At 62.7% G+C, this 24831-nt stretch carries 19 protein-coding genes and 1 pseudogene; 12 read left to right on the forward strand and 8 right to left on the reverse strand.

Annotation, left to right across the window (positions count from 1 at the left end):
• Nucleotides 1-5 precede the first annotated feature (5 nt).
• Both IVB19_RS24880 and IVB19_RS24885 read right to left on the reverse strand, forming a co-directional pair.
• On the reverse strand, nucleotides 6-875 hold the full coding sequence (locus IVB19_RS24880; protein WP_007601971.1) for a branched-chain amino acid ABC transporter permease: 870 nt from the start codon (nucleotides 873-875) through the stop codon (nucleotides 6-8).
• Nucleotides 876-1041: 166 nt separating this feature from the next.
• On the reverse strand, nucleotides 1042-2232 hold the full coding sequence (locus IVB19_RS24885) for an ABC transporter substrate-binding protein (RefSeq protein ID WP_247819941.1): 1191 nt from the start codon (nucleotides 2230-2232) through the stop codon (nucleotides 1042-1044).
• A 523-nt stretch (nucleotides 2233-2755) separates the two neighbouring features.
• On the opposite strand from IVB19_RS24885, the gene IVB19_RS24890 reads away from it, so the two are divergent.
• Nucleotides 2756-3040, forward strand: a complete 285-nt coding sequence (locus IVB19_RS24890) for a hypothetical protein (protein WP_247819942.1) — start codon at nucleotides 2756-2758, stop codon at nucleotides 3038-3040.
• A gap of 40 nt (nucleotides 3041-3080) precedes the next feature.
• Here the strand turns inward: IVB19_RS24890 and purU are convergent, their stop codons facing one another.
• Nucleotides 3081-3944 carry a formyltetrahydrofolate deformylase gene (gene purU / locus IVB19_RS24895; protein ID WP_247819943.1) on the reverse strand — a complete coding sequence of 288 codons (864 nt, stop codon included), beginning with the start codon at nucleotides 3942-3944 and terminating at the stop codon, nucleotides 3081-3083.
• 141 nt (nucleotides 3945-4085) lie between these two features.
• Here purU and IVB19_RS24900 point away from each other — a divergent pair, with 141 nt between their 5' ends.
• A complete protein-coding gene (locus IVB19_RS24900; RefSeq protein WP_247819944.1) occupies nucleotides 4086-4925 on the forward strand; it encodes a uroporphyrinogen-III synthase in 840 nt (279 codons plus the stop codon).
• 16 nt (nucleotides 4926-4941) lie between these two features.
• On the opposite strand, the pseudogene IVB19_RS24905 reads toward IVB19_RS24900, so the two are convergent.
• The 3 genes and pseudogenes from IVB19_RS24905 to IVB19_RS24915 all read right to left on the reverse strand — a co-directional run bounded on the left by IVB19_RS24905 (nucleotide 4942) and on the right by IVB19_RS24915 (nucleotide 9787).
• Nucleotides 4942-5620: pseudogene (locus IVB19_RS24905) on the reverse strand (redoxin domain-containing protein).
• Between the two features lie 21 nt (nucleotides 5621-5641).
• Nucleotides 5642-8965, reverse strand: coding sequence for an adenylate/guanylate cyclase domain-containing protein (locus tag IVB19_RS24910; protein WP_247819945.1), 3324 nt, complete (start codon nucleotides 8963-8965; stop codon nucleotides 5642-5644).
• 144 nt (nucleotides 8966-9109) lie between these two features.
• Nucleotides 9110-9787, reverse strand: coding sequence for a Crp/Fnr family transcriptional regulator (locus IVB19_RS24915; protein ID WP_026233339.1), 678 nt, complete (start codon nucleotides 9785-9787; stop codon nucleotides 9110-9112).
• Nucleotides 9788-10117: 330 nt separating this feature from the next.
• Between IVB19_RS24915 and IVB19_RS24920 the strand changes: the two genes are divergently transcribed.
• The 6 genes from IVB19_RS24920 to IVB19_RS24945 all read left to right on the forward strand — a co-directional run bounded on the left by IVB19_RS24920 (nucleotide 10118) and on the right by IVB19_RS24945 (nucleotide 17406).
• On the forward strand, nucleotides 10118-10939 hold the full coding sequence (locus IVB19_RS24920) for an ABC transporter ATP-binding protein (RefSeq protein WP_007601963.1): 822 nt from the start codon (nucleotides 10118-10120) through the stop codon (nucleotides 10937-10939).
• Entirely contained in the window at nucleotides 10936-12867 is a 1932-nt protein-coding gene (locus IVB19_RS24925; protein WP_247819946.1) for a long-chain fatty acid--CoA ligase, read from the forward strand. Before IVB19_RS24920 ends, IVB19_RS24925 begins: the two co-directional genes overlap by 4 nt.
• Before the next feature lie 220 nt (nucleotides 12868-13087).
• On the forward strand, nucleotides 13088-13981 hold the full coding sequence (locus IVB19_RS24930; RefSeq protein WP_018457279.1) for a branched-chain amino acid ABC transporter permease: 894 nt from the start codon (nucleotides 13088-13090) through the stop codon (nucleotides 13979-13981).
• 3 nt (nucleotides 13982-13984) lie between these two features.
• Entirely contained in the window at nucleotides 13985-15058 is a 1074-nt protein-coding gene (locus IVB19_RS24935; protein ID WP_247819947.1) for a branched-chain amino acid ABC transporter permease, read from the forward strand.
• A 46-nt stretch (nucleotides 15059-15104) separates the two neighbouring features.
• On the forward strand, nucleotides 15105-16388 hold the full coding sequence (locus tag IVB19_RS24940; protein WP_247367523.1) for an ABC transporter substrate-binding protein: 1284 nt from the start codon (nucleotides 15105-15107) through the stop codon (nucleotides 16386-16388).
• Between the two features lie 178 nt (nucleotides 16389-16566).
• Entirely contained in the window at nucleotides 16567-17406 is an 840-nt protein-coding gene (locus IVB19_RS24945; protein WP_247367521.1) for an ABC transporter ATP-binding protein, read from the forward strand.
• Here IVB19_RS24945 and IVB19_RS24950 read toward each other — a convergent pair.
• Nucleotides 17403-18557 carry an AGE family epimerase/isomerase gene (locus IVB19_RS24950; RefSeq protein ID WP_247819948.1) on the reverse strand — a complete coding sequence of 385 codons (1155 nt, stop codon included), beginning with the start codon at nucleotides 18555-18557 and terminating at the stop codon, nucleotides 17403-17405. The two genes, IVB19_RS24945 and IVB19_RS24950, sit on opposite strands and share 4 nt — an antisense overlap.
• 86 nt (nucleotides 18558-18643) lie before the next feature.
• On the opposite strand from IVB19_RS24950, the gene IVB19_RS24955 reads away from it, so the two are divergent.
• Together IVB19_RS24955 and IVB19_RS24960 are read left to right on the forward strand one after the other, a co-directional pair.
• Nucleotides 18644-19867, forward strand: coding sequence for a phenylacetate--CoA ligase family protein (locus IVB19_RS24955; RefSeq protein WP_247819949.1), 1224 nt, complete (start codon nucleotides 18644-18646; stop codon nucleotides 19865-19867).
• Nucleotides 19868-20784: 917 nt separating this feature from the next.
• Nucleotides 20785-21033: a hypothetical protein gene (locus tag IVB19_RS24960; protein WP_247819950.1), complete on the forward strand. Its 249-nt coding sequence runs from the start codon at nucleotides 20785-20787 to the stop codon at nucleotides 21031-21033.
• A gap of 486 nt (nucleotides 21034-21519) precedes the next feature.
• Here the strand turns inward: IVB19_RS24960 and IVB19_RS24965 are convergent, their stop codons facing one another.
• Complete coding sequence (locus IVB19_RS24965; RefSeq protein ID WP_247819951.1) at nucleotides 21520-21657, reverse strand: hypothetical protein; 138 nt, start codon at nucleotides 21655-21657, stop codon at nucleotides 21520-21522.
• 598 nt (nucleotides 21658-22255) lie between these two features.
• Between IVB19_RS24965 and IVB19_RS24970 the strand changes: the two genes are divergently transcribed.
• Complete coding sequence (locus IVB19_RS24970; protein ID WP_247819952.1) at nucleotides 22256-23665, forward strand: MBOAT family O-acyltransferase; 1410 nt, start codon at nucleotides 22256-22258, stop codon at nucleotides 23663-23665.
• A gap of 7 nt (nucleotides 23666-23672) precedes the next feature.
• Entirely contained in the window at nucleotides 23673-24647 is a 975-nt protein-coding gene (locus tag IVB19_RS24975; protein ID WP_247819953.1) for a hypothetical protein, read from the forward strand.
• Nucleotides 24648-24831: the final 184 nt, after the last annotated feature.

The following is a 24831-nucleotide window of genomic DNA, read 5'->3' on the forward strand; positions in this document are numbered from 1 at the left end:
CGAACTCAACGCGCGGCCGTGCGGCCGAACAGACCGTTCGGGCGCCAGATCAGGATCACGATCATCATGGTGTAGATCACGAAAGGCCCCATCTTCGGGACGTAATATTTGCCGGCGACGTCGCCGATGCCGAGCAGCAGCGAGGCCAGAAACGGGCCGGTGATCGAGGACGAGCCGCCGACGGTGACCACGATCAGGAAGTAGATCATGAACTTCAGCGGAAAGTACGGGTCGAGGCCGAGGATCTCGGCGCTCAGCGCGCCGCCGAGACCGGCCAGGCCGCAGCCAAAAGCAAACGTGAAGGCGAACACCTGCGGCACGTTGATGCCGAGGCCGCTCGCGGCGCGGGGATCGTCGACCGCGGCGCGCAGGCGGCTGCCGAACCGCGTCTTGGCCAGCACCATCTGGAGACCGATGGTGAGCAGCCCGCAGATCACGATGATCATCAGCCGGTAGCGGCCGATGCCAACGCCGAACAGGTCGAACTGACCCTGGAGCGCCGCCGGCAGGTTGATGAAGACCCGCGACGAGCCCTGGATGTAGTCGACGGCGGCGACCGACATGAACGTGAGGCCGATCGTGAATAGCACCTGGTCGAGATGGCTGCGCGCATAGAGGTGTCGGTACAGCGTGCGCTCGAGCACGATGCCGATCGCAGCGGAGGAGACGAAGGCTAGCGGCAACGCAGCGAAGAATGGCCAGCCCATCCGGTTGACCAGCACCATGCAGACATAGCCGCCGGCCATGGCGAAAGCGCCATGGGCGAGGTTGACGAAGTTCATCAAGCCGAGCGTGACCGCGAGCCCGCAAGCCAGCACGAACAGCAGCATGCCGTAGGCAACGCCATCGAACAGGTTGGTGAGGATAGAGGTCATCGTCTCAGCTTGGAGTTGGGCGTCATGGCCGGGCTTGTCCCGGTCATCCACGTTCTTGGTTCGGCTCTCGCGTGGATGCCGGGGTCCAGCCCGGGCATGACGAGAGTGGAGGGCGAGATCCCCGATGCGCGCTAATGCGCGCGCCGAGATGACGCACTTTCGTGCGTCACTTCTTGGTCTTGCCGAGATCCTTGACGGCTTCGAAGGTCGCGAACTCGACGTTGTAGAGCTCGCCGTCGACCTTCTCGACCTTCCGGATGTAGATGTTCTGCACGATGTCGCGGGTCTCGGGGTCGATCGAGATCGGGCCGCGCGGGCTCTCCCACTTCTGGCCCTTCATCGCTTCGACCAGCTTGGTGCCGTCGGTGTCGCCATTGGTCTTCTTCAGCGCTTCGTAGATCAGGTGAATGCCGTCATAGCCACTCACCGCCATGAAGCCCGGCCGGTTTCCGTAGGCCTTCTTGTAGGCCGCGACGAAATCCTTGTTCATCTGCGAGGGATGCGCCGCGGAATAGAGGTGAGCGGTGACCGTGCCCAGCACGGCGTCGCCCATGTTGTTGAGGAGATCATCGTCGGTCACGTCGCCCGGTCCGATCACCTTGATGCCGGCCTTGTCGAGCCCGCGTTCGGCATACTGCTTCATGAAGTTACCGCCCTGGCCGGCCGGCACGAACACGAAGATCGCGTCAGGCTTGGCATCCTTCATACGCTGGAGGAACGGTGCGAAATCAGGATTTGCAAGCGGCGTTTTGACCTCTTCGACCACTTCGCCGCCACCGGCGGTGAAGTTCTGCTTGAAGAAGTTGAGCGCGTCATTACCCGGCGCGTAGTCCGAGGTCAGCGTCGCCACCTTCTTGATGCCGTTTTTCACCGCCCAGTCGGCGATGATGGTGGAGGACTGCGCCAGCGTGAAGCTGGTGCGCACGATATAGGGCGAGCGCTCGGTGATGATGGAGGTGCCCGCCGCCATCACGACCTCCGGGATCTTGGCTTGCGTGGCCAGCGGCGCCGCCGCGAGCGCGGCCGGCGTCACACCGAAGCCGGCGATGAAATGGACCTTGTCGTTGACGATCAGCTCCTGCGCGGCGGTCTTGGTCTTGTCGGGAATCGCAGCATCGTCCTTGAGGATGATCTCGATTTTCTTGCCGGCGACGCTGTCGCCCTTCTGCTGCATGTAGAGCTTGATCGCGTTCTCGATCTGCTTGCCGGTCGAGGCCTGGCCGCCGGTCATCGGCAGGATCAGGCCGACCTTGACGCTGTCCTCGGCCTTGGCCGGAGCGATGGTCGCAAGGCCCGCGATGGCGGTAGCTGCTGCGGCCCAAACAGTCCTACGAGACAGTTGTTTGCGTTCGAACATCGGATGTCCCTCCCCTTCATTCCTGATCTCTTGTGCGCCGGACCGAGTGCCCGATCCTTGCCTTTAGTTTAGCTCACGCACGCGTGATGTCGCGCGCAACATGGCGTCTTTCGCGCCCTTATTGTCAATCGGACGTTTGGCGACCATTCGGCCCAAGCCGAGCGTTCCGATTGCCGATGGCCGAAGCGATATCGGGTCACATCTGGGCAACCCCGGCACCGTGACTGCGATCGCTATGTTTTGTACGATTGTACAAATGAAATGGACCTGTCAACGAGAAATCCCCCTCTCCGACCAAGCCACTTTGTCGCGAGCCCCTTGCCGCAGTCTAGAAACGCTGCCAGTCGCGTAGATGGAGGATTTCGTCTTTTGTTTGCAGAATTTGAACATGGCAAGGCTTGGCGCCGGCACAAGCCGGTATCCCATTACCTACCTCGAATAAGTCTCTTTTACCTTGTTGAAGACTACTCTCCGGGCGAAAGCCTGACCTGGCGTCCAACACGACTGACCTCGCCTCCATACAATGCCCAGATTCTCTTGTTCCCTCCTGATCCTCCTCGCGCTCTCCGCGGGCCTGTCCGGCTGCGGCACAGTCAACGAAAAGCTCTCGTCCGGCATGGGCGACTACGTCCCGCAATGGGCCGGCGGCTTGCCGGCGGACGCCCCGCCGCGGGCGGGCACGCCGCAATACGATGCCTACATGAAGGAGCGCGAGCGCAAGCGACTGATGCCGGCAGCGGATCGCGAAAAGGAAGAGCAGGCGCAGAAGGGCGCAACGGGCTCGGCGTCCGGCACCGCGGTGCGGTAGGACGCGCCCCTCGCCGCTTGCGGCGAGAGTTGGGACAAATTCAATCCACGAACACCACGGTCTTGCGGCCATTGAGGATGACGCGGTCGTTGAGATGGTAGCGGATCGCGCGCGCCAGCACGCGGCGCTCGATGTCGCGGCCCTTTCGGACGAGATCCTCAGGCGTGTCGCGATGGCTGATGCGCTCGACGTCCTGGTCGATGATCGGGCCCTCGTCGAGGTCGCGCGTGACGTAGTGCGCGGTGGCGCCAATCAGCTTGACGCCACGCTCATGGGCCTGGTGATAGGGTTTGGCGCCCTTGAAACCCGGCAGGAACGAGTGGTGGATGTTGATGCAGCGTCCCGACAGATTTGCCGAGAGATCGTCGGACAATATCTGCATGTAGCGGGCGAGCACGACGAGATCCGTCCCGGTCCTGGCGACGAGATCGAGGATCTGCGCTTCCTGCTCGCGCTTGGTCTCTTTCGTAACAGGCAGATAGTGGAACGGAACCCCGCCGAAATCGAGCCCGTCATAGACCTCGCGCGGATGATTGGAGACGATTGCGGCCAAAGTCATCGGCAGCTCGCCGGTGCGCCAGCGATAGAGGATGTCGACCAGGCAGTGATCGGACTTCGACACCAGCAGCATCACCTTGCGATGCGCAGCCCGATCGCGCATCTGCCATTCCATGCCGAAGCGCTCGGCGATCGCGGCAAAGCCAGTCTGGAGCGCCGACAGCTCCACGGCGAGATCGGCAGCGGTGAACACCACCCGCATGAAGAACTTGTTGGTCTCGATGTCGTCGAATTGTTGGGCGTCGAGGATGTTCTGTCCGGAATTCGCCAGGAAGGTCGACACCGCCGAGACGATGCCGGGACGATCCGGACAGGACAGGGTCAGGACATATTGATGATCTGGCATGGGCCTTGATGAAGGTTTGGGCAGCGGCTGCGGAACGACCCGCGATTTGCGCCCTGCTCTATCACCGCCCCCACCTTGCGCCAATCCCGACCGTGGAGTCAGGATGAACGCACGATTGCTTTGACTGACCGGAGTAGGCTCATGGCCGACCGCTTGAACGGCACCCGCATCCTGATCCTGGAAACGCGCGAGGAGGCGCAGTTTTCGAAGCTGCTGGCCGAGCAAGGCGCCGAGGTCGTGCAATGCCCGATGTTCACCATCCAGGATGCACCGGACCCCGCCCCGGTCGAGGCCTGGATCCGCCGCGCCATCGCCAGGCCCTTCGACGATCTCGTGCTGATGACCGGCGAAGGGCTGCGGCGGATCATGAAGCTCGCCGTCGCACGGGGGCTCGATCAGGCTCTTGTGGCGGCGCTTGCGAGATCACGAAAATTCACCCGCGGCCCGAAGCCCGGCAAGGCGCTACGCGAGATCGGGCTCGAGCAGCAGCAGATGACCGAGAAGCCGACCACCGAGGGTATGATCGAGATGCTGAGCAAGCTCGACCTGAACGGACGTCGCCTCGGCCTCCAGCTCTATCCCGACAAGGACCATAGCGCGCTGACCGGCGCGCTCGCCGCGCAAGGTGCCGAGCTCGATACCGTGTTGCCTTACGTCTACGATCCAAAGGCTGCGGACGCCAGCATCGTCAACGCAATCGACGACATGGCGGAAGGGCGGATCGACGCCATCGCACTGACCAATCTCGGCCAGGTCCGCCGTCTCCTCGAAGCTGCGAGGGCGCATGGCAGCGAGGCGCGCCTGCGCGCAGGATTCGAGCGGACCCTGATCGCGTCAGTGGGGCCGGCCGTCTCCGGCGAGCTCGTAGCGCACGGCTTGCGCACGGACATCTCGCCGGTGGAAGACCACTATTTCATGCGCCCGCTGATCTCGGCGATGGCGGCAGCATTGGTGGACAAGCGGCCGAAGGTGGCGGAATGATCGCCAGACGCGGTGCCTAGCTTGCCATCTGCGAGGCGGCCGACATCAGCTCCTGCGGGCTCGGCGGCAAACATGCGATGGCCGCCTTCAGGCACCTCGGTAAAGCTCCAGCGCACAACCCCCTCGCGGTCGAGCAGAAACTGCCCGAAGAGCTGGCCTTGGCCGGTTGCCGCCATGCGCTGATCGGCTTCCGTTATCTCATAGCCGTCCTTGTTATTGAGGTACTCCGCGGCCGCGGGCCGGTTCATCGGGCCGGGCAATTCGCCGGGCATGTCGACTTGCATGCTCATGACCACGTTCATGCCGACCTTGTGCGGCCACTCGGTCTCGTTCTCCGTGAACTCGAGATTGGGCAGGCCGAACGCGCGGTGCGAGATCCGCTCGGGATCGGACGCAGCGAGCAGGTTGGGCAATGGATGGTAACGGAAATAGAGTCGCGCGCGTTCGATCGGCGTGTTCACCACCGTGAGACTTTCGACGCCTTTCTCGTGCAAGGCGGCATCAAGTTGCGCCTGTGCCGCGATATGGCGGCGGCAGAACGGGCAATGCAGCCCCCGATACAGGCCCACCAATATCGGGCTTTGTCCGCGAAAGTCTTCGAGCGCGATCTTTCCGTCGCGTGTGATCGCGTCCAGCACGACGTTCGGTGCACGATCGCCCGGTTGAAGTGGTCCCTCGACGTGACGTTCAGACATGATGGCACTCCTTCACATGATCTAGTCAAGAAACGGCAGTACGATCAGCCCTGCGGGATCAAGCCCGTGCCGCGTGCAGACGTCCTGTGCCAGCGCGAAATATCGCTCGGCCTCGGGCATGTCGCCTCGATCAAGGTTCAGCGTCGCAAGACCATCATAGCATGGAAACAGCTGCTGCGGCTCGCCGGTTTCGCTCGCCACCTCGATTGCCTCATTGTAGCAACGAGCAGCCAGATCGGGCCGGAAATGGCATTGATGGATTTGCCCGAGCACGATCAACGGCACGGAGAGATGCTCGCGCTGATCAAGCGCTCGGTCGATTTGGATCGCCTTTTCGGCGGCCGGCACCCCCTCCTCAGTACATTTGTCCGTGAAGGTGCAACAGGCAACGGCAAAAATGGCAAGAAGGCGCGCCTGGAACCCGAGATCGCCGATCCGACGCGCGACATCGAGTCCGCGCCGGCAAACCTCCACGGCTTTCGCCGGGTCGACAATCGTGTAGAGCACACCGAGATTGGTGTAACCGCGGCAGGCCACGTTGAGGAGACCGGCGGCCTCGGCTGCTGCGACACTTTGCTCCACCTCGCGCACCGCCTCCTGGTGTCGGCCAAGCCGCGCCAGTGCCACCCCCTTGGTGTTGAGCGACTCTGCAATGGCGCGCGCCGCCTCGAATCCGACTTGCCTGTCGGCGTCCGCCGGTATGCTTCGGGCGTAGCCAAGCGCCTCGTCCGCCCATCTCGCGGCGGCCACGTGATCGCCCGTGCGAAACGAAAGACGGCCGCGCTCTTGCAGGAGATGCGCCCACTCGATGGGCGCGTCGGTCCCTCCCAGCCGTTCGGCCGCCTCGGCATAATGCGCCTCTGCCTTGATCCGCTTGCCGGCGTCCCACAACAATCGGCCAAGCTTGCGGAGAATTCGCGCTTCGCCGATGCGGTCCTCCGCATTGCGATGACCTTCCAGCGCATTCTGGTAGTGCTCCTCAGCCGTGATCCTCCGGCCGGCCGCGGCACACAGCTCCCCGATCCGCTCGCAGAGGATCAGGCGTTCGGGCTCGCGTTCCCCGCCGGCCAACAACACGGCGAGGGCCTGTTGGTAGAAGCGGATGGCATCGTCATTGGCGTAGGTCGCGCGGGCGCGATCGCCGGCCGCGCGCAGATAGCGCGCACCTTTCGGCTTGCTCGCGCTCAGGCTGAAATGATGTCCGAGCAGTATGAGGTCCTCGAGGCGCTCGGGCTCATTGCCATAGAGCCGCTCCAGCGCGGCACCAATCCGTCCATGGAGCTCGATCCGACGCTGCAAGAGTAGGTTTTGATAGATCACGTCCTGAAGCATGGTTTGCGTAAAGCGATAAGATCGCAGCGAGATCGAGTTCGCGCCCGCGAGCTCCTCGACAATCTCGGCATCGCACAGAAGTTCGAGCCCCGCTTCCACCTTCGTCTGCTGCGATGCCATCGCACCGAGAAGAGCCGCATCAAAACGGGGGCCGATCACCGCGGCCTCCTGGGCCAAGCGGCGCACCTCATGCGGCAGCCGGTCCAGGCGCCCCAGTAACAGGGCCTGAATGCTTGCCGGTATACCGGCGGCGGCTTCATCTGACTTGATCCGCCACCGTGAGCCGTCACGCTCCAAGGCGCCAGCTTCGATGAGACCGCGGATGATTTCCTCAAAGAAGAGTGGATTGCCGCCCGCGCGCTCGAGGATTCGGCTGAACAGATTTCCCGGCGGTTCACTCCAGCCGTGGCTGAAGTAGGCCGCGAGCAGCTTTTGTCCGTCTGCATCACCAAGCGGAAGCAATCGAAGGGTTGTATGGCTGATCCGTCCCGAGCCGAACTGATCCAGTTCCAACATGGGCCGATGCGTAAACAACAGCATCAGCCGCGTACGCTCCAGCCGGTCCATCAGGAATCGCAGCGCTTCAAGCGATACTGCATCGGCCCAGTGCAGATCCTCGACAATGATCAGGAGCGGCGACAGGACCAGGCGCCGTTCGAACACGGTACGAATCGCAAAGAATATCTGCCGCCGAAGCTGCTCGGGCTCGACGTGCTGCAGCGCGGCGTCCGGATCGCCGAGGCCGAGAACGTGGAAATAAAGGGGCATCAGGCGATCGGCCTCTTCGACCGCAAGGCCGAGCTCCGACAGTGCCGTCGCCAGCTTGGCCTGGGCCTCCGCCACGGTCGCCTTCTGCGCGATGCCGTAGGCGCTGCGCAGCACAGCGGCAAGGGTGCCATAGGACTGTTCGCCCAGCGGCGAGCAGACAGCGCGCCGGATCGCCACGCCGGCGAAACGGTCCTCATCGCGGACGTGGGCAACGAATTCGTCCACCAGACGCGTTTTGCCGATGCCGGCTTCACCGACCAGCCGCACCAGCTGCGCCGCGCCGCCACACGCGAGATCAAGATTGTCGACTAGACGGGCGAGCTCGGCGTCGCGCCCAATCACCGGCGCACTCAGGCCCAGCGTATCGAGGCCGCGTGCCGCACGGGGCGTGTCGAGCGGTCCGTTCAAGCGATGGACCAGGACGCTGCCCATCTTGCCCTTCAGCGAGACCTCGCCAAGCGATTCATATGAGAATGCATGCCGCGTAAGACGGTAGGTCAGCGGCCCGACCAGCACCTCGCCCGTGGAAGCCATCGACTGCAATCGTTGAGCCGTATTCACCGTATCGCCCGTGACCGAGTAGGATTTGGCAACTCCAACACCCAGTCCGCCAGCAACCACGTGCCCGGTGTTGATGCCGACATGAAGCAGGAGCGGTGACTCGGCATACGCCTTTGCACGTTCGCTGAGTTGCGCCGTTCGGCCGATCATGTCGAGCGCGGCGCGGACGGCCCGCTCGGGGTCGTCTTCGTGCGCGGCCGGCGCTCCGAATAGCGCAAGCAGCGCGTCGCCGATGAATTTGTCCACGAAGCCGCCAAAGCTTTGCACCGCCGCCGTTAGCTCCTCGAACAATTCGTTCTGAAGCGCCTGCATGACTTCAGGATCGAGTCGCTCGCTCATCGTGGTGAAGCCGCTAAGGTCGGCAAACAGCACGGTAATGGTGCGGCGGTTGGCTTCGCTGTCGATCTTGTCCGGCTGCGATCGAAACCCGTATAGGGCGTAGTCCGTCGGCGCCAGCGGTAGCGAGGACGCCCTGGTCGGAACTGTCACGCGGCTGGCCTGCATTGATGCCTGCCCGCCGGCCTTGGAGGCTTCACTGACGAGGGCGCCGCATTTCGGGCAGTACGCGAAATCCGGTGCGCACGCATGCCCGCAGCCGGGGCAGGCGTTCGGCTGCTTCGTGCCGCATTTCGGGCAGAAGGCAAAGCCGCTCTGAACCTCGGAACCGCAACAGGAGCAGTTCATGGGTCGAGACCCCGCGGGCGCCGCGATGGCGCAGTCTGCTGGACCCGGTCAGATGGGCCCAGGATCTCGGCAAGGATGGGCGCGTCGTGCCGGAAGAGCAAGCGGTGGGTTGCGGCGCTCGCAGTTGCGGCCGCGAACGCGGCTTCACTCCTCCCCGTACCCCCTTAGCCGTTCGATATCCAGAATAGTCACGCCACCGTACTCCAGCCGCAGCAGCCCCTCCTTCTCCAGCCGGTTCAGCGCGCGGTTGGCATTCTGGCGGGACATGCCGGAAAGCGCGCCGATCTCTTCCTGGGTGATCTCCAGATGCGCGGTGGATTCCGGATAGAGGATCGGATTGAACAGCGAAGCAATGCTGCGGGCAAGCCGCGCAGTGGCATCCAACGTGCGGTTGACCTCGAGCATGCCGATGAACTGGCCGAGCCGCTCGTTGAGCTGGCGTACCAGGAAGCGGTTGAAGCCGACGCTGTTCTCGAACAGCCACATGAAGGCGCTGCGTTCCATCAGCGCGACGCGGCTGTTGCGCAGCGCGACCACGTCATAGCGGCGCGGCTCGTTCTTGAGCACACTGCCCTCGCCGAACCAGGCCCCTGCCGTCAGCCCGGCAAGACTCGTCTCCTTGCCGTCGCGCGAGACCCCTCCCATCCGGGCAAGGCCGAAGACCATGCCGGCCCAATAGTCGAACGTATCGCCGCGCATGAAGACGGTCTCGCCAGTGCCGTAGGACCGCTCCGTGATCCCCGTACGAGCGACCTCGATCTCCGCTTGCGTGAGCTCGCGCGACCAGGCAGCGACGCGCTTCAGCTGATCCTCTGAAATCATGATCCCGAAGCCAGCCGCACCGTTCGTCACTCCTGTTGCTGCAACGCAGCATGACCCTTTCGACCACCATCCGACGAAAGATGGATGATCCCCCATCCAAAAAACTTTGTCGCAGAATTGTCAGGCGGGAGACATTTCAAAATAGCGCTTTCCCCTATTGAGGACCACCTCGGGCGATGCGGCTTTTGATCCCAAACGGGAACGAGAGCGGCGCGGCTCTGGTCGAGACCATCTGCTGCATGGCCTCACCGGCACGGTCGTACTAGGATCACCCGATAGAACGGACGAAGAGCGCCACTGAAAGCGCCATGACCGGGAGGGATCTGTTTGGTGGCTACCAGTCTTGAAGTGCGCGGCGTGTCCTTGCGATTCGGCGGCGTTCGTGCGCTGACCGATGTCGGCTTCGCCATCAGGGAAGGCGAGCTGTTCTCGATCATCGGCCCCAACGGCGCCGGCAAGACCTCGATCGTGAACTGTATTTCCGGCCGCTACAAGCCGACCGAAGGCCAGCTGTTCTACCAGGGCCGCGACATCACCGGCCTGACGCCCAACGCGCGCGCGTCGCTCGGCATCGGCCGCACCTTCCAGAACCTGGCGCTGTTCCACCACATGAGCGTGCTCGACAACATCATGGTCGGACGCCATCACCTCCTGAAGAACAATTTCCTCACGGGCTCGCTGTACTGGCTCACCGGCGCGCGCAAGGAAGAGCTCGAGCACCGCCGCAAGGTGGAAGAAATCATCGATTTCCTCGACCTCCAGTCGGTGCGAAAAGCGCCAGCCGGCACCCTCTCCTACGGCTTGCGCAAGCGCGTCGAACTCGCCCGCGCCATGGCACTGGAGCCACGCCTCATTCTCCTCGACGAGCCGATGGCCGGCATGAACTTCGAGGAGAAGGAGGACATGGCCCGCTATATCGTCGATCTCAACGAGGAGTTCGGCATGACCGTGGTGATGATCGAGCACGACATGGGCGTGGTGATGGACATCTCCCACCGCGTCATGGTGCTGGATTTCGGCCGCAAGATCGCCGAGGGCGATCCGGCCGCCGTGCTCGCCGATCCGCACGTCAGGCGGGCCTATCTCGGCGAAGAGGACGAGGTGCTGGTCGACCCTGACGATGCTCCGCCGGCGCAGGAGAGCGCGGCATGATGGATTACGCAGGCCGCGTCGCGCAGGCCAACACCTATCCCAAAATGCTTCGGCTGAATGCGAAGGAGTCCGGCGACGAGATCGCGCTCCGAGAAAAAGATCTCGGGCTATGGCGCCCGTTCACCTGGAACGACTACCAGGCACGGGTGCGCGACTTCGCGCTCGGCCTCGTCGAACTGGGCCTTGGACGCCAGGATGTCATCGGCATCATCGGCGACAACCGGCCGGACTGGGTCGCGGCGGAAATCGCCACTCATGCGGTTGGAGGCTTGAGCCTCGGGCTCTACCGCGACGTGCTCGACGAAGAAGCTTCGTATCTCCTCAATTATGGCGAGGCGCAGCTCGTTTTCGCTGAGGACGAGGAGCAGGTCGACAAGCTGCTCACCCTCGCCGACCGCGTCCCAAAGCTGAAGCACATCATCTATTCCGATCCGCGCGGCATGCGGAAATACGATGATCCGCGCTTGATGTCGGCGGAGACGTTTGCCGAACTCGGCCGGGCGCGGGCTACGCGCGAACCGGATCTTTACGATCGGCTGGTGGACGCGACCAAGGGCGAGGACGTCGCGATCCTCTGCACGACATCAGGTACAACGTCGCATCCAAAGCTCGCGATGCTCGCCGCCGGCCGCGTGCTCGGCCATTGCGCCACGTATCTCGCTTTCGACCCGAAAGGGCCGGACGACGAATACGTGTCGGTGCTGCCGCTGCCTTGGATCATGGAACAGGTCTATGTACTCGGCAAAGGCCTCTTGTGCCGGATGAAGATCAACTTCGTCGAAGAGCCCGAGACCATGATGAACGATCTGCGCGAGATCGCGCCGACGTTTATCCTGTTTGCACCGCGCGTTTGGGAATCGATCGCCGCCGATGTCCGCGCCAGGGTGATGGACGCAACCCCGTTCAAGCAGCGCCTGTTCGACATCGGCATGAAGAGCGGGCTTGCCGCGCTCGAACAGGGCGAGCGTTCCGGCTTTGCCGACGCGATCCTGTTCCGTGCATTGCGCGACCGCCTCGGCTTCACCCGCCTGCGTTCAGCCGCAACCGGCGGCGCGGCACTCGGGCCCGAGACCTTCAAGTTCTTCCAGGCCATGGGCGTGCCGCTGCGCACGCTCTATGGCCAGACCGAGCTGCTGGGGGCCTACACGCTGCATCCCGCGGGCAAGGTCGATCCCGACACGACGGGCGTGCCGATGGCCGACAGCGTCGAGATCCGCATCGACAATGCCGACGTCCACGGCGTCGGCGAGATCGTGGTGCGGCATCCCAACATGTTCCTCGGCTACTACAAGAACCCGGAGGCGAGCATAGCCGACATCAAGGACGGCTGGATGCTGTCCGGTGACGCCGGCTATTTCAACGCGAACCGTCAGCTCGTGGTGATCGACCGCATCAAGGATCTCGCCGAGACCTCGCGCGGCGAGCGCTTCTCGCCGCAATTCATCGAGAACAAGCTGAAGTTCTCCCCCTATATCGCGGAAGCCGTGGTGCTGGGCTCGGGCCGCGACGCGCTCGCCGCAATGATCTGCATCCGCTACTCCATCATCTCGAAATGGGCGGAGAAGAACCGGCTCTCGTTTACGACCTACAGCGACCTGGCCTCGCGGCCCGAGGTTTATGCGCTACTCAAGAAGGAAGTCGAGACCGTCAACGCGACTCTGCCGCCGGCACAGCGCATCTCCCGTTTCCTGCTGCTCTACAAGGAGCTCGACGCCGACGACGGCGAACTCACCCGCACGCGGAAAGTGCGCCGCAGCGTCATCAACGAAAAGTACGAAGGCATCATCGACGCGATCTACCGCGGCCAGGCCGACATCCCCGTGGACACCGTGATCCGCTTCCAGGACGGCAGCACGCAGCGCGTACGTACAACGCTGAGGGTCGTGGACCTGGGCGGACCCGGGCACATGGCGGAGGCCGCGGAGTGAGCCTACTTCGAACCGAGAGCGCGATGCGGGTCGATGCGCCCTCTCCCCTTGGGGGAGAGGGCATCTCCGCTATTAGCCAAGACCCCACTCGGGTGAGGGGTCCTCTCTCCCCGCCCTTACTGCTGAGGCAACCCCTCACCCGTCTTCGCTTCGCCAAGCCACCCTCTCCCATAAGGGAAGAGGGAAAGAGCGCGCCGGATTTGTCAGCGAGCACCACTTCATGAACACCGCCTTCCTCATCCAGCTCCTGGTCAACGGCCTCGTGGTCGGCACGCTCTATGGCGTGGTCGCGATGTCCTTTGTGCTGATCTACAAGGCTAGCCAGGTCGTCAATTTCGCGCAGGGCGAGCTCTTGCTTGTCGGCGCCTGGGTGTGCTGGACCTTGCTCGCGAAATACCAGGTGCCGTTCTGGATCGGCATGCCGATGACGCTGGTGTTCATGTTCGTGTTCGGCATCGCGGTGCAGGTCCTGATCCTGCGACCGATGATCGGCGAACCCATCATCTCGGTCATCATGGTGACGATCGGCCTCTCCACCGTGCTGCAGGCGACGCTGAAATGGATGTTCGGTGTCAATCCACAGCCGTTCCCGCGTGTGTTCGAGAGCCAGTCCGTCAGCCTGCTCGGGCTCCAGATCCAAACCGTCTATGTCATGAGCCTCGTCGTCTCGGTCGCGATGATGATCGGCATGGCCTGGTTCTTCCGCGCCTCGAAGTACGGACTTGCGATGCGCGCCACCGCGTTCAACCAGCAGGTGGCGCAGTCGCTCGGCATCTCCGTGAAAAGCGTGTTCGCGATGGCGTGGGCGATCTCAGCGACGGTTTCCGCGGTCGCGGGCGTCGTCGTTGCCGTGGTGAACGGCGTCTCGTCCGGGTTGGCCGGCTACGGCATTAAGGTGTTTCCGGCGGCGATCCTCGGCGGACTCGATTCCGTCGGCGGCGCCGTGCTCGGCGGCATCATCATCGGCCTGCTCGAGAACATCGCGCAATATGTCGACAGCGAATACCTTCACTGGGGCAATCTCTACGAGATCGCGCCGTTCTACGTTCTCATCATCGTGCTGATGATCAAGCCCTACGGCCTGTTCGGCACCCACGACATCGAGCGGATCTGATCCATGGCCGGCCCTGTCCTCATCCCTGCTGGTGACTTCCGCACCTCCTATGCGGCCGACGCCACGATCTTTCCGACCACGACCAGCCGCAATTTTGCGATCGTCGGCGTGCTGCTGCTGTGCTTCGCGCCCCAGTTCTTCAGCGGTTACTGGCTCAGTATCCTGATCCAGATCGGCATCTTCTCGATCGCGGCGCTGGGGCTGAACATCCTGGTCGGCTTCACCGGCCAGATCTCGATCGGCCATGCCGCCTTCTTCCTGCTCGGCGCTTTCACCTCGGCCTACATCTCCAACAACACGCCGATCCCGGTCTTCTTCGCGATCCCGCTTGCCGGCATCATCACGGCGCTGATCGGGCTGATCTTCGGCATCCCGGCGGCGCGCCTGAAGGGGCTCTACCTAGTGATCGCGACACTGGCCGCGCAATACATCCTGCTCGACTTCTTCTCCCGCGCCGAGTGGTTCACCGGCGGCTCGGTGCCGGCGAGCGCAAGTCCGTTCTCGATCTTCGGATACACGCTGCGCGGCGACAGGCAGTATTTCTATGTTGTGCTGGCCTATGTGCTGGCGAGCTACATCCTCGTCACCAACCTGATGCGTACCCGCGATGGCCGTGCGCTGGTGGCAATCCGCGACCATTATCTCTCCGCGGAGATCATGGGCATCAATCTCACAAAGTATCGCACGCTGTCGTTCGGCCTTGCCGCGTTCTTCGCCGGCATCGCCGGCGCGCTCTATGCGCACTACCAACTCGTGGTATCGCAAGAGGGTTTCGGCATCGAACGTTCGATCCTGTTCCTCGCCATGATCATCATCGGCGGCACCGGTTCGATCATGGGCACGCTGATGGGCACCGCGTTCGTGGTGCTGCTGCCCGAGACGATGGAGTTCCTCAGCGTCGCGCTGAAGGGCGGCGCGATCGACAAGGCGCTGTCGCTCAACAACAACATCACCTTCCTGCGCGAGATCGCAATCGGGGTGATCATCATCGCGTTCCTGATGTTCGAGCCCGACGGGCTCGCCCATCGCTGGCGACAGATCAAGGCGTACTGGAAACTCTACCCGTTCTCGCATTGAGCGCGGGCAACTCGCTAACCAACAAATAAACAGGAGGAGGCAACCCATGAAGACAAAATCCCTTTTGAGCACCGCGTCGCTGGCGCTGGCGATCGCCGCATTCTCGGCAAGCGCGCAGGCGCAGATCGCGATCGGGCACCTCGCCGATTATTCCGGCGGCACCTCCGACGTCGGCACACCCTATGGCCAGGCCGTCGCCGACACCTTCACCTGGGTCAACAAGAACGGCGGCGTCGGCGGCAAGCAGCTCAATGTCGACACCAACGATTACGGCTACCAGGTGCCGCGCGCGATCGCGCTCTACAAGAAGTGGTCGGCGCCCGACTCCAAGGTCGCGGCCATCATGGGCTGGGGCACGGCAGACACCGAGGCGCTGACCGGCTTCCTCGCCCAGGACAAGATCCCCGACATGTCCGGCTCCTATGCCGCCGCGCTCACCGACCCCGAAGGTATCAGCGGCAAGGCAAAGCCCGCGCCGTACAATTTCTTCTACGGCCCGAGCTATTCGGACTCGCTCCGCGCCATGCTGATGTGGGCGGCCGAGGACTGGAAGGCCAAGGGCAAGTCCGGCAAGCCGAAATTCGTCCACATGGGCGCCAACCACCCCTATCCGAACGCACCGAAGGCCGCCGGCGAAGCCATGGCGCAGGAGCTCGGTTTCGAGGTGCTACCGCCGCTGGTGTTCGCGCTCGCGCCGGGTGACTACAGCGCGCAGTGCCTGAGCCTGAAATCCTCGGGCGCCAACTACGCCTATCTCGGCAACACCGCCGCGTCCAACATCTCGGTGATGAAGGCCTGCAAGACCGCCGGAGTCGACATCCAGTTCATGGGCAATGTCTGGGGCATGGACGAGAACGCCGCCAAGACCGCCGGCGATGCCGCCGACGGCGTGATCTTCCCGCTGCGCACCGCTGTGAGCTGGGGCGGCGATGCGCCCGGCATGAAGACCGTGATGGAGATCTCGAAGATGTCCGACCCGACCGGCAAGGTCTATCGGCCCGTGCACTACATCGCGGCGGTGTGCTCGGCGCTCTACATGAAGGAGGCGATCGATTGGGCCGCCAAGAATGGCGGCGCCACCGGCGAGAACGTCGCCAAGGGCTTCTACCAGAAGAAGGACTGGGTGCCGTCAGGCATGGAGGGCGTCTGCAATCCTTCGACCTGGACCGACAAGGACCACCGCGGCACGCTGAAGGTCGATCTCTACCGCACCAAGATTGCGGGCGCGACCGACGGCGACCTCAACGACCTCATGGCCAAGGGCGCGATCAAGCTCGAGAAGGTCAAGACGGTCGAGCTCCCGCGCAAGCCGGAATTGCTGGGCTGGTGAGCCTCCTTTCGCCCTCCGCACAACTATCATCCCCCGCCTTGTGCGCAGCGCGCACTGGAGCGGGGGATCCAGTCCGCCGCGGCTTCCCGGTGAATCTCCGGCGTCTCTGGAATACTGGCTCACCCGCCCCAGTGCGATTGCGCACAAGGCGGGTGACACATCGAGAGAGTAACTGATCATGAGTGAAGCGGCTCACATCGAGCGCCCCTCCCCCGGCGTTGTACCCGCGCCGCCCCTCCTTGCCGTGCGCAACATCGAGGTCGTCTATGACGACGTCATCCTGGTGCTGCGCGGTCTCAGCCTCGACGTGCCCAAGGGCGCGATCGTGGCGCTGCTCGGCGCCAATGGCGCCGGCAAGTCGACGACGCTGAAGGCGATCTCCGGGCTGCTCAAGACCGAGGACGGCGAAGTCACGCGCGGCGAGATCCTGTTCGAGGGCGAGCGCATCAACGGCATCGATCCCGACAAGATCGTCCGCCGCGGCATCTTCCAGGTGATGGAGGGCCGGCGCATCGTTGCCGACATGACCTCGCTGGAAAACCTCAAGCTCGGCGCATTCACCCGCAGGGACCGCGAGGTCGGCGCCGATCTCGACATGGTCTTCGACTATTTCCCGCGCCTGAAGGAGCGCACCGGACTGGCTGGTTATCTTTCCGGCGGCGAGCAGCAGATGCTCGCGATCGGCCGCGCGCTGATGGCGCGCCCGAAGATGATCCTGATGGACGAGCCCTCGATGGGTCTGTCGCCGCTGCTGGTGAAAGAGGTGTTCTCGATCATCCACAAGATCAATCGTGACCTCGGCGTCACCATTCTCCTGGTCGAGCAGAACGCCCGCGCTGCGCTGTCGGTGGCAAGCCACGGCTACATCATGGAGCAGGGCAAGGTCGTGCTCGACGGCACCGCGGACGAATTGCGCGACAACGAAGACGTCAAGGAATTCTACCTCGGCGGCGCCGGCGACCAGCGCAAGAGCTTCAAGAACCTCAAGAGCTTCAAGCGGCGCAAGCGCTGGCTTTAACCTTCCAATACCTGTTCCGCTTCCGTGACTGCGCAGAGAACATGATAGAACGACGACGCAGGAATGGTGTCGATCAGCGATTTGCCGTCGCGCTCGAACTGGTCGTACCAGCCGCCCCGCACGGGATGGCTGAGATAATGGCGTTCGAGCCGCGCCAGCGCCATGCGCGCCTCGTCCGCCGCGCCCGCCTCGCCGGATTCGGCCTGCGCGATCCACGCCTTCGCAATCTCGGTCTGCGGCCACAGCCGGCGCGTAGTGCGGCGCATATTGCCAGCGTCGTCCCCCTCGTCGATCAGGCAGCCGGTGGCCTCGTCGCGATAGCGCAGCGCGGTTTCCAGCAGCTCGGCGCGCCGCTGTCCGGTCGGGCAGCCCGTGATGCGTTCGAACCCCTTCAGCAACCAGACCCATTCCGCCTGGTGGCCGGGCTCGACGCTGACCGGCGCGATCTTCGACCAGTCCTCTTCGAAATATTCGCCGAGCGCGCATGTCCGCTTGTCGTAGAGATTGGCGAGGAACAGCGCGAAGAACTCGCCGGCGCGGTTCTGGAACGACAAATCGTGGGTCGCGTCGAAGCACGCGATCATCGCCTCGAACAGATGCATGTGCGGGTTCTGCCGGCGCGGCAGCGAGACCGGAAGGCCTTCGTGGACGCCGCCGTGCGGCGAGCGCAGATGGCCGTCGAGGAAGGCGAGCAGCGCGTCGATCTCGGCGCGAATTTGCGCGTCCTGGTCGAGCGCATAGACGGCCGCGAGCGCAAACAGGATGAAGGCGTGGTCGTAGGCGTCGCGCCGGCCGTCCAGCACCGCGCCCTCCGGCGTCAGCCGGTGCACGTAGCCGGGCCGGCCGTCGGGCGCCTTTGCTTTGGCGAGCAGATGCTCGAGCCCCTTCAGTGCGATGGCGCGCCCCTCAGGGTACCAGCCCATCTGCGCAGCCTTGGCGTAGCACCAGATCTGGCGGGCCTGCACGAACACCCGGCGCGGCGCGGCGCTGTCCGCCGTGCCGTTGCGGTGCAGCCGATCGATGAAACCACCCGCGCCATGGTCCCAGCCGACCGTCGACCACAGCGGCAGCGCCTCGTCGATCATGCGGCGCTTCAGGCGCCCGACGACGTCCGCCGCCTCATCCACCGCACTGATTCCCTCGTCCGCCATCGCGTCCTCTTCAAACCTCGCCAATGGCCGTCTGATACCCATGCCGGCGGCGGCGCGCAACGGATGCCAACCCGGAAAGATCAGCCATGACCGCCCATTACGACGCCCTCGAGACGCGCGACCAAGCCGCGCGCGAGGCCGATCTGTTCTCCCGCCTGCCAGGCGTGCTGCGCTCTGCGATGAGCGCGCCCGCCTATGCCGATCGGCTGAAAGGCGTCGATCCGGCTACCGTGACCTCCAGGGCGGCATTGGCGGGCCTGCCGGTGCTGCGCAAGTCAGAACTGCCGGCCCTGCACAAGGCCTCCACGCCCTTCGGAGGGTTCGTCGCGGCGGCGCCCGGCTCGTTCGCCCGCCTCTTCACCTCCCCCGGGCCGATTTTCGAGCCGGAGGGGCGGCAGCCTGACCCCTGGCGCGGCGCACGGGCGCTGTTCGCGGCCGGGTTCCGGCCCGACGACATCGTGCTCAACACCTTCAGCTACCATCTCACCCCCGGCGGCTTCATCTTCGATGCCTCGGCCCGCGCGCTGGGTTGCGCCGTGATCCCGGCTGGTCCAGGGAATACCGAGCAGCAATTCGAGCTGATCGAGGCCTACCGTCCCGTCGGCTACAGCGGCACGCCGGACTTCCTGAAGATCTTGCTCGATGCTGCCGCAAGCTCGGGCCACGACGTCTCCTCGATCAAGCGCGCGCTGGTCTCGGGCGCGGCCTTCCCGCCCTCGCTCCAGGCCGAGATCAAGGCACGCGGCATCGACGCTTACCAGGCCTTCGGCACCGCCGATCTCGGCCTCATCGCCTTCGAAACTAGCGCGCGCGACGGCATGGTCGTGAACGAGGATCTGATCATGGAGATCGTCAAGCCCGGGACCGGCGATCCCGTGGCGCCCGGCGACGTCGGCGAGATCGTCGTGACCTCATTCGACCCGCACCATCCCTGGATCCGGCTCGCTCTCGGCGACCTCACCGCGGCACTGCCGGGGACCAGTCCCTGCGGGCGCACCAACATGCGCATCAAGGGCTGGATGGGTCGCGCCGACCAGACCACCAAGGTCAAGGGCATGTTCGTCCGCCCCGAGCAGGTCGCCGAGATCGGCAAGCGCCATTCCGCCCTCGGAAGATTACGCCTCGTCGTCACGCGCCGAGGCGAGGCCGATGCAATGACGCTGAAAGCGGAGACGGCGACCGCGAACGATGCGTTGCGCGAGGAGATTGCAGGCACCTTGCGCGCAGTGACGAAACTCGGAGGCGAGGTTGAACTGGTGAGGCCCGGTGCGCTGCCGAACGACGGTAAGGTGATCGCGGACGAGCGGTAGTCTTCATTCGAATGTTGCCGACCGAGCCAAACTCAACTCAAAAACCAAAATAGAGGGGCGACCAAACCTTCTTTTTCCCTATGTGCATAAGATCCTCAAAGTTTCGTCCCCCGAGCTCCTTCGCGCGCGGGCGGTAAAGCCAAGCCATAACGTCGAAACTGAGGGCGGCAAATGTTCGGTATTGAGAGACCACAGCGATCATCTTCTCTGACGTGGCCACCGCCGTCTGCCGCCTCAACATGCAATGTTTACTTGAGCGAGTTCAGTAATCGCTTCCATCCTCGTCGATATTTGCAAGCGCAGGTGCATGGCCGCAGCCCTCTTGAAACCGCCGGATCACTTTCATCGTTCGAGCCATATTTGCCACCGGGTAACGACGGCGGATCGCCTAATTACTCGCCCCGGCAGCCCGAACGTCATCTAAGCGTATTCTGGCCCTCGAGGGCGCCTTAATTACGACACTTGCGGCCGAAAAAAAATAGGCTGCGAGATAGGCATTCCCATGCGCGAGCCACGTCAGCCCGGACCAAGAGAGGTCAAGCAACCAACGCAATTTAAGGCTGGCCGAGTGAAAACCGGTGGTAGAAAACTGGGCTGCCCCCGCGTGACGATCTCACCAGTGCTGTCTATTGCGTCCTACGCGAAGGGGGCTACGAGGACTTGGTCAACTATTTCGCGCGCGAAAGCCGGCGAGCTCCCCGACAATTTGTTAGCATGCTCTTGAAAGTAATGCCGTCTGGCGATGAAGAACTCGCCGCCGAGATCAAACGGCTAGGACGGCTGTTATCCCGGCTTTGAGCTCAGCTATGCCGAAATCTCGCGCGACTAATCCAAGCCAAGCCGAACTTAGCAACCGCTTTCAGAAGGGTAGGACTAAGACTGGCGGGCGCCAAAAAGGTACGCTGAATCGAGAGGCGATGGCCCTTGAACTGGTCTCAGCCATGTTCGATGGAATGGAGGTCAGCGGGGGTGAGGAAGGCACCGTCGGCTATTTGCGTTGGCTGTGCCGCGGTCATCCCAGGCTCGTCCTAGCCTTGATGCGGAAGATATTACCAACGCGCGGAGACTACGATCTCAGGGTGCAGCAACTTGAAGAGCGCCTAGGTGAACGCAGGAAGGAAATCGGAGAACTGATCTCGAAATCCAACCGGGGCGCAGGTCAATAAAAATGGCAGCCTGAGGCAGAGTCCAGCCGACAGCGGCGCATAGCGGAACGACCGCCGACCTTCGCGGGGAAAGGGGGACTAAAAAGTATTGGCCGACGTGTCCGCCCGCTTCGTCTTTGAGCTCAATGCTACCAAGGCTTTGCACTGACTTTAGGTCAGTCTCGGGTAGCTTGATCCGCACATGGGTCTCTGTGATCACGGGCGGCTCCGCCCGGCCTAAGGACGTTAGCGGCCTCAACTAGCGTGTCTAGCAGATCAGCGCTTCGCCGCGTTACCAGCCAATTCCATCGCTAGATCCAGAGCTGCAACTCCGATTTGATCCGTCGGCAAGAGTAGCATCATCACTATGGCAAGCGCTCGTCTCATCTCTTCCTCGACCGAAAACGGCTACTTCCAAGGAGGCTCTATCTGTTGCTTTGCCCGACGGCGCAAGCTCAGTTTCGGTTTTTCGCGCCTGCGTTGCGAATAGACGCTTCTACGGGATCCCTATCTCAGGCTCGAATCCGGCCAGTGAGGAACCTCATCCGCGCGGCGGGATCGACGCAAGTTCTGCCGCACCATCGCGTAGAGCACAAACAGGCAGATGGTGATCGCGACAGCCAGCAGCGGGAAAATGTAGTTCATGCAGCCTCCAAGACTTTGTAATACTAGCAGGCCGTCCACTCGGCGCGACGCTCTCTTGCCTAAGACCTACACTGCCAAATGGTCCTGCCAGCTTGTGTTTCTCACCGGAATTCCGCTTCACATGCGAGCTCCCACGCCGTTGTCGCGAGAGGGCAGCCTTCTCATACTGTTCCAAGCTCGAGAAATATCCTATTTGCTTTCGTTCCGCGCCCTCAATCACCGCCAGATCACAACTAACCTAAGAGCCCGCACGCGATCCTGGCGACACCTAGCTCGAGGCAGATCTAGAAGCGCGACTTCCCAGTTCGTACCATTTTCTCGGGGGAAGGGCGAGTGATCCGACGGGTGGATGTTAACGAGGCAAGGGCCGCTGGCGGATCGATGAGAAAGGGCGGTCTCCGCATCGCGCAGACCGGCGCTCGCGCGCACGCCCGTGCTGCGCAAATAGAACTGCCGCCCTGCAAAAGGCCTCGGTGCCCATTGGGGCCTTCCCGGCGACCGCGCGGCATCGTTCAGCGGCCTCTCACCTCCCCGGCGTCGCTCAGTTGATCTTCCTTCGCGCGTCCCGTACTTTGCAGCGCGAAACGAGCGAAGGTCGATGCTGTTCAACTCAACGAAGTTTCTTTTTGTCTTCTTCCCAATCGTCTTCTTAGTCTTCTTCGTACTCGGGAGAATTGGACTGCGCACCATGGCGTCAACCTGGTTATTCACGGTCTCGCTCGTCTTTTATGGCTGGGACGATCCGAAATTCCTGATACCGCTAATCTCCGCCTCAATCGTCTTCAACTACCTGATGGGCCGCGCGATTTCTTCAACCCATAGCAAAGCGGTTCTGGGCGCCGGGATTGCCATCGATCTCGGCCTGCTGGCCTACTTCAAATACGCCAACTTCCTCGCCGAGAACCTCGCTTCCCTTGGCGCGCCTGCGCTGCATGTGGCGTTACCGATCGGCATCTCGTTCTTCACTTTCACGCAGATCGCGTTTCTCGTGGATTGCTATCGCGACGAGGCAAGCGAGTATAATCCTGTTCATTACGGATTGTTCGTATCGTATTTTCCCCATTTGATCGCCGGCCCGATCCTGCACCACAAAGAAATGATGCCTCAGTTTGCGCGGCCAGAAACCTACACGCTCAACACAGCCGCACTCGTGACCGGCCTCTGCTGGTTCGCGGCCGGGCTGTTCAAAAAGGTCGTTCTCGCCGACGGCATCGAGCCTTTCGCAAGCGCGGTCTTCGGCGCCGCCGATCACGGGCAGATCCCCGGCTTCGGCCTGGCGTGGCAGGCGGCGCTGGCCTACACGCTCCAGCTCTATTTCGACTTTTCGGGCTACTCCGACATGGCAATCGGACTCGCGCTGATGTTTGGGATTGTGTTCCCCGCCAATTTCAACAGTCCCTACAAAGCGACTTCGCTGATCGACTTCTGGCGCCGCTGGCACATGACCCTTTCGCGCTTCCTGCGCGACTACCTTTACATATCGTTGGGCGGCAATCGACACGGCCCGCTTCGACGCTATCTCAACCTGTTTGTCACAATGCTGCTCGGCGGCCTCTGGCACGGCGCCGCCTGGACCTTCGTCGTCTGGGGTACGCTGCACGGCCTCGGCCTGCTGTTCAACCACGCTTGGCGCTCGACGGGCTTGCGGGTTCCCGCACTCATCTCGTGGACGCTCGTGCTGATCTTCGTCATTTTCGCGTGGGTACCGTTCCGCGCCACGACCCTCGCTTCTGCCGCCGAACTCTGGACATCCATGCTAGGCTTCAACGGTGGCGGTACGGCAACCAGCATGCTCGGTTGGACTTGGATTGCTGCGCTTGCGGTGATCGCGCTTATGGCTCCCAACACCAGCGAAATCTTCACCCGAAGGGGAGATCTCGTTCCCGACATAGGAGAGATCTCGAGGCCGTCGCTCGGATGGGCTGCACTCGGCGGTGTCGCCTTCGGCGCGAGCCTGGCCGCCATTCTCGGCGGGCAGCCGACGGCATTTCTGTATTTCCGTTTCTGACGCCGTGATGCGCAATCTCGGTCTCATCATCGTCTTTGTCCTGGCGGCAGGCATGTCCACCGCGATTTTCCCGCTCGTCTACTGGCTGCCCAAGGCGCTGGCGTGCCGGACCAACGCCGACCCGACCGCCTTCCTCACTTATTGCAACAGCGACGATTACGGTGATTACGAACACGGCGCTTTCTACTGGAATCTCGAGCCGGAGGCGACGAAGGCCCTACGCTCGGCGCGCATCCTCTTTCTCGGCAACAGCCGCCTGCAATTCGGTTTCTCAACCGAGGCAACTCGGCACTATTTTCAAGAGAAGAATATGCCGTATTATCTCGCGGGTTTCACCTATTTCGAGAACATGGTGTTCATTGGGCGCTTGATTGATCAATACGATCTCAATCCCGACGTCATTGTCATCAATGCAGACGGAACTTTCTTCAGCGAGCAATTGCTGTCAACGCCTGCTGCCATGTTCATCGCGAAGCAAAACTCGCTCTACTGGAGAACGCTCTACGGTTACCTGCTCAAGGCCGCCTTCACGCGCATCGTAAGACCGATTTGCGAAACCTTTCCCTTCGCATGCAGTCAAAAGCTCCAGACCTTGTGGCGCCGGCGCGAGACCGGTGACTGGCTCTGGCAAGGCACCTTTGCCGAACTGAACAGGTCCATTCCAATCGATCCGGCAACCCGTCCGCCGACGCCCGATGAAGAGACAATGCGAGAGTTTGAAAAGGCCGCGGATAGCTTTCTGCGAACCCTTCGCATTCGCCGCCAATGCATCATCCTCACCGCCGTGCCTAACAGCGTGCTGACGGACGAACCGATTGCCGATCGCCTCGGAGAACGATTCCAACTCCCGGTGATCGTGCCTCATCTCGACGCTCTCGCAACGCTGGATGAAAGTCATTTGAATGCCGAGAGCGCGGAGCGCTGGTCAGAGGCCTTCCTACGCGCGGCGGCACCGATGCTCGATCGGTGCCTCCGAAAATGACTATCCCTGCCGGCGCAACCCGCCCGGCAGATTGGTCGACCGGCCACTGAAAACCTCTTTCGCTGCTTCACCGGGCGTCCGACAACTAGCAACGAGCTGGCCCCCGTTCTGAGCCCGGCTTTCTCAAATCTGCTTTGACAGCCGACACCTGCCGAGATACAGGCACGTCAAGCCTCAAGAAAGA

This window comes from Bradyrhizobium sp. 187, from assembly GCF_023101005.1.
Classification (GTDB): domain Bacteria; phylum Pseudomonadota; class Alphaproteobacteria; order Rhizobiales; family Xanthobacteraceae; genus Bradyrhizobium; species Bradyrhizobium canariense_D.